We start from the raw sequence: 4,860 nt of genomic DNA, 5'->3' as shown, positions 1-4,860 counted from the left end.
GTCTCTGGCATCGTCCACATGCTCAAGAGCGGGGCGCGTTGGCGCGACTGCCCGCCGGAGTTTGGTCCCTACACGACGGTCTACAACCGCTTCAACCGCTGGAGCCGCCAGGGCCTGTGGCTGCAGATGTTCGAGGCCCTGACAGGGCACACGGGCATCTACGGGGCGGCGATCGACGCCACCCACATCAAGGCGCACCGCTCGGCGGCCGGCGCAAAAGGGGGGCCTTCCTCCAAGCCATAGGCCGCTCACGCGGTGGCCGCACCACCAAGGTTCACGGCCTGGTCGATGAGCGCGGCAAGCCGCGGGTGCTGCTGCTCAGCGCTGGGAACATCAACGATATCAGCATGGCGGCGGCCCTGATCCAGGCCGCTGGGCCATTCCGTCGTCTGCTCGCCGACCGCGCCTACGACGCCAACCACTTCCGACAGAGATTGGCTGAGCGCGGCGCCGAGGCGGTCATCCCGTCGACCACCTCGCGCAAAGTCCCCATCCCCTATGACGCCCAGGCCTACAAGGATCGCAACCGCGTTGAGCGTATGTGGTGCAGGCTCAAGGACTTCCGTCGGGTGGCTACTCGCTATGACAAGCTCGCCAGGAACTATCTCTCCGGCGTCCTAATCGCCGCCCTCTGCGCTTACTGGCTCAATTGAGTCCAGACCCTAGCGCTCGATCTTCACGCCGTGCAGGGCTTTCCAGCCGAAATCGAGCAGCGGGCGCGCGCCAGCCACGAAATCGGCGATCGCCTCGGGCAGGCCCGCCCCAGCGATCTCGGCGCCGGTCAAGGGGCGACGCACCAGCCAACGGGTGCGCTTCAGAACCGCCTCCACCGGCCCGCCGGCCTGGTCCTCGAAGCCCTTGGGCATGCGCTTGACGGGATCGCCGGGTTCCAGCGGCAGGCCGGCCTTGGCCAGCGCCTTCTCGACCGCCGACCAGCCCTTGGGATCAGCCACAATGGCTCGGCGGAAGGCGTCGACGTGCGGGCGCTCCGACAGGTAGAAGCCCGCCGCCGCGAAGGGCCCGCGGCCGGCGTAGCCGTCGTCGGCCTCCTGGGCCGAGGGGAAGGTCGTGGGATCCAGCGGGTCAATGGTCTGGGGATCGAAGGCCGGGCGCGTGCCGCCCTCGGGCTCGATATGCACATAGGCCATGCCCGGCGACATCTTCAGTCCATCACGCGTCAGCGTGGCCGACACGTGGGTCTTGTAGGGTCGCTTGTCCTTGGAAAAGCGCACGTCGCGATGGATGCGGAAGACGCTCTTCTTCGGATCGCCAGACAAGGGCAGGCCCCGCGCGGCGAACGCCTCGTTCAACGCGCCGATCAGGTCCGCCAAGGCGGGCTTGAGCCCATCGTCATAGATCGCGCGGTGGGCCGTGAACCACTCGCGATCGTTTTGAGCGGCCAAGCCCTTCAGGAATTCCAGGTCCGAGGGGGCGAAGCCGTTGAAGGAAAAGCGGGTCATGGCGCGATGCTAGAACGAGTCCGCGCGCCACGCACCGAGCCTTCCAAAGGCAGGCCGCCAACTCGGGCCGGATCGGCCCGAAACCGTCAGCCCAGGGCGGCCAAAACGGCCTTCTGCTTGGCGGCGTCCAGGTGGGGAACCAGCGCCTTGACGATATCCACCGTGGCCTTGTTCACCGCGCGCAGATCGGGGGCGGGGTCGCCGCCATGGATCTTCAGCCAGAGCTCGATGATCCAGTGGGGATCGTTCTGGTGAGCCAGGACGATCGGGCGGAGTGGAGGAAGAGCCATGATGAGTCCCTATGGTTGAGTTGATAGATCTACAACACCAAAAAGGGCGCCCGCCAAGTCGCTAGACGCGTCATCACCACAGCGTGATTGCCGCCAGGGAAACGCCCTGCGCATCGCGGCCCCGTCGCCACGCGAAGACAGGAACATATAAAGAACAAACGCTTGCCGGGGCGGTCGAATGGGTCGATAGTGAGGGCGTTCAGACCTCTCGTGATCGCACCTAATCCCTTCAAGATCCAAGGAGTGTCAGCATGAGCGTTCAAGAGATCGCCAACGACCTGGTGGCCCTGTGCAAGGCCGGCAAGTTCGACGAGCCCGGTGAGAAGTATTGGGCCGACGATGTCGTCAGTCTGGAGGCCATGCCGGGCGACATGGCCCGCGTGCAGGGCAAGGCCGCCGTGCGCGGCAAAGGCGAATGGTGGGCCGCCAACCACGAAGTGCATGGCTCGGAAGTCACTGGCCCGTTCATCAACGGCGACCAGTTCGCCGTGGGCTTCAAGATGGACGTCACCCGCAAGGCCACCGGTGAGCGCATCAGCATGGAGGAGATCGGCCTCTATACCGTGCGCGACGGCAAGATCGTCGAGGAGAAGTTCCTCTACTAGGCGGCGGCCTCTGTCGGCGCTCGGAATGGCTCAGCAGGGCCAGCGCCCCATTCTCGTCATTCCGGGAACCTCGCAGAGGCCGCCCGGGACCCAGGGCAGCCCACGCGGCCGCTCCTGGGCCCGGATTGCGGTCTAAGCAGGGTTCTCCGGCCCGGGTGACGGTCGGATCGCGCACGACCCCGTTGTCTTCGGTAATGGGCTTCGTAGCCTTCCGCCCTACAGCTCCAGGAAGGCCTGGAAGCCACCAAAGATCATGCGCTTGCCGTCGAAGGGCATGTTCGCCATGTCGGACTTCAGGCGCTCGTCCGCCATCACCTTGGCCACGATGGCGTCGCGCGACGCTCGGTCCGTGTAGGTGACCCAGGAGAACACCACGATCTCGTCGTCGCCCGCCTGTACGGCGCGGGGGAACGAGGTCAGCTCGCCATAGGGCACGTCGTCGCCCAGCGTCTCCACATAGCTGAGCGCCCCGTGCTCCATCCACACCTTGCCCGCCAGGCGGGCCATATCCTTGTAAGCCTCGATCTTCGCCTTGGGCACGGCGAGAACGAAACCGTCGACATAGGCCATGGGACTTCCTCCGTTGTTACAGACCGAGGACGTTCGACGGCGTCGGGTTCCGACATCGGGGCGGATTTCGCGCCCCTATCGCGCGGCCGGCGCCTTCAGCGTCGCATCTCCCGCCCGGATCCTGGCCATCAGGCCTTCGATCGCCTTGGCGTGACCGGCCGACAGGTCGTTCGCGGGGAAGACGTTCAACGGCAGGTCCGGGGCGAGGCCCTTGCCTTCCACGACACGACCTTGGGGATCGCGATAGAGCTCGGCCGGCAGGGCCAGGGTCCAGCCGTTGGGCAGCGGCTTGGGGATCTTGTCGGAGAACGCGCCGCGCGTGATTCCGCCCACCTGCCGCACGTTGGGCAGGGCGCGCATCATCAGGGTGAAGGTTTCGCCCGCGCTGACCGTCACGTCGCTGGTCACCAGATAGACCGGTCCGGTGAAAGCCGGACGCGTGGCGACCTCCACGACCACCGGCTGGGGCGGCGCGTCGGCGCCGACACCGACCTTGTCGTAGGCCAGGCGCGGCTGGTCGGTGAAGCGCGAGGCGACTGCCCGGCCCAGCACGTCGTAGCCGCCCCGGTTGTTGCTGACGTCGACGATCACGGCGCGCGCGCCCTTGAAGGCCGTCATCGCCTCGTCCAGCGTCGCCTCCAGCACCTTGGCCTCGTTGGCCGGATCCTTGTCGAACCCGCCCATGGTCACGATGTTGATGTAGCCGACGTCGTCGATGCGCCCCCAGAAAATGCGGTTGTTGGCGACCTGCCGCCCCTGCCCCTTCAGCACGCCGGTCATGACGCCGTCGCGATAGGCCCTCAGCCAGGCCTTCTCGCCACCCTTCGGATCGGCGGCTCGCACCCGCGCCAAGGTCGGCGCCTCGCCAGGCTCGAGATCGCGCTGCTTGCCGTCGACGACGCCGTGCAGTTCGACGTGGGGATCGTCCAACCCCGCCAGCAGGTCGGACAAGGCGTTCCAGAGGTCCGTATCGGTCGACTTGGGATTGAGCCGCCCGGCGATCGCGGCCCGGCGGGCGCTCCAATCGATCCGGCGCGCGGCCGAGGCCGGATAGAACTGGGCGAAGGTGTCCGCCGCGAACAGGCCGATCCGGTCGGGCGTCCAACCCGCTGCGCTGATGCAGGCGTTAGGCAGGTGGTCCAGGCGATCGAAGAGGTAGCGGGTGCCGTCCGCCTCGCCGGCCAGGGCCACCACGCCCTCAGCCTCGGGACGCCATAGCGCCAGCACCTCGTCGGGATCGGGCTGCGAGCGCGGATCGGGGTAGCAGGCCTTCCCGGCGGTCTGGAAGAGCGACGAACCCCCAGGACCGAACATCGCGATCCAGCCATAGCCCCGCGAGCGCCACGCGCCTTGCAGGGGCCCGGCGACCTGACCGTTCTCGACAACGGGCCGATAGGCGTTCTCGGCGGCGACAGGTGCGGACAGGGCGAACGGCGCGGACAGGGCAAGAACGGCGAGCAGCGGAGCTTTCATGCTCGCAACCTCAACCACCTCTCCAGGGTCGCGCCAGTGAAATCGCCGTAAGGTCGCGAGAGGCGACGCTACCCGCGCCGCCTCTCGCCACCCTCTACTCGGTCTTCAGATAGATTTCCGAGCCCTGCTCGCGGAACTTCTCGCTCATCTCCGCCATGCCGATCTCTGCGCTGTTGGGCGCCTTGCCGGCGGCGAAGTCGCGGACTTCCTGGCTGATCTTCATCGAACAGAACTTGGGACCGCACATCGAGCAGAAGTGGGCGGTCTTGTGCGCCTCCTTCGGCAGGGTCTCGTCATGGAACTTGCGGGCGGTCTCGGGGTCCAGGCCCAGGTTGAACTGGTCCTCCCAGCGGAACTCGAACCGCGCGCGGCTGATGGCGTCGTCCCACATCGCCGCGCCCGGGTGACCCTTGGCGAGGTCGGCGGCGTGGGCGGCCAGCTTGTAGGTGATGACGCCGGTCT

General features: G+C 67.0%; 8 protein-coding genes. 3 read left to right on the top strand and 5 right to left on the bottom strand.

What is annotated here, in order from left to right; all coding sequences use genetic code 11:
* Both J7528_RS23305 and J7528_RS23300 read left to right on the top strand, forming a co-directional pair.
* A partial coding sequence (locus tag J7528_RS23305) for a transposase (protein ID WP_291879621.1) occupies nt 1–243 on the top strand: 243 nt, incomplete at its 5' end.
* Nucleotides 240–653 carry an IS5 family transposase gene (locus J7528_RS23300; protein ID WP_291879624.1) on the top strand — a complete coding sequence of 138 codons (414 nt, stop codon included), beginning with the start codon at nt 240–242 and terminating at the stop codon, nt 651–653. The genes J7528_RS23305 and J7528_RS23300, both read left to right, overlap by 4 nt.
* A gap of 9 nt (nt 654–662) precedes the next feature.
* Here J7528_RS23300 and J7528_RS23295 read toward each other — a convergent pair whose 3' ends face one another.
* The gene (locus J7528_RS23295) at nt 663–1,460 is read right to left on the bottom strand and encodes a TIGR02453 family protein (protein WP_291879619.1); all 798 of its coding nucleotides are present in this window, start codon (nt 1,458–1,460) and stop codon (nt 663–665) included.
* Between the two features lie 86 nt (nt 1,461–1,546).
* Complete coding sequence (locus tag J7528_RS23290; RefSeq protein ID WP_291879617.1) at nt 1,547–1,750, bottom strand: hypothetical protein; 204 nt, start codon at nt 1,748–1,750, stop codon at nt 1,547–1,549.
* 251 nt (nt 1,751–2,001) lie between these two features.
* On the opposite strand from J7528_RS23290, the gene J7528_RS23285 reads away from it, so the two are divergent.
* Nucleotides 2,002–2,355, top strand: a complete 354-nt coding sequence (locus tag J7528_RS23285; protein ID WP_291879615.1) for a nuclear transport factor 2 family protein — start codon at nt 2,002–2,004, stop codon at nt 2,353–2,355.
* Between the two features lie 216 nt (nt 2,356–2,571).
* On the opposite strand, the gene J7528_RS23280 is transcribed toward J7528_RS23285, so the two are convergent.
* The 3 genes from J7528_RS23280 to J7528_RS23270 form a co-directional block, all read right to left on the bottom strand.
* Nucleotides 2,572–2,925, bottom strand: a complete 354-nt coding sequence (locus tag J7528_RS23280; RefSeq protein ID WP_291879613.1) for a DUF1428 family protein — start codon at nt 2,923–2,925, stop codon at nt 2,572–2,574.
* Between the two features lie 75 nt (nt 2,926–3,000).
* Nucleotides 3,001–4,398, bottom strand: coding sequence for a S41 family peptidase (locus tag J7528_RS23275; RefSeq protein WP_291879612.1), 1,398 nt, complete (start codon nt 4,396–4,398; stop codon nt 3,001–3,003).
* Nucleotides 4,399–4,492: 94 nt separating this feature from the next.
* Nucleotides 4,493–4,860 (bottom strand): phosphomethylpyrimidine synthase ThiC (locus tag J7528_RS23270; RefSeq protein ID WP_291879610.1); only part of this gene is annotated, 368 nt, incomplete at its 5' end.

Origin of the sequence: Caulobacter sp. (assembly GCF_017744445.1) — a bacterium.
GTDB lineage: Bacteria > Pseudomonadota > Alphaproteobacteria > Caulobacterales > Caulobacteraceae > Caulobacter.
This window is presented reverse-complemented; position numbering and strand designations above follow the sequence as displayed.

Bases quoted from the DNA above. Each gene is read 5' to 3' on its own strand.
- J7528_RS23295 (WP_291879619.1), bottom strand. From the start codon at position 1,460: ATGACCCGCTTTTCCTTCAACGGCTTCGCCCCCTCGGACCTGGAATTC.
- J7528_RS23290 (WP_291879617.1), bottom strand. From the start codon at position 1,750: ATGGCTCTTCCTCCACTCCGCCCGATCGTCCTGGCTCACCAGAACGAT.
- J7528_RS23285 (WP_291879615.1), top strand. From the start codon at position 2,002: ATGAGCGTTCAAGAGATCGCCAACGACCTGGTGGCCCTGTGCAAGGCC.
- J7528_RS23280 (WP_291879613.1), bottom strand. From the start codon at position 2,925: ATGGCCTATGTCGACGGTTTCGTTCTCGCCGTGCCCAAGGCGAAGATC.
- J7528_RS23275 (WP_291879612.1), bottom strand. From the start codon at position 4,398: ATGAAAGCTCCGCTGCTCGCCGTTCTTGCCCTGTCCGCGCCGTTCGCC.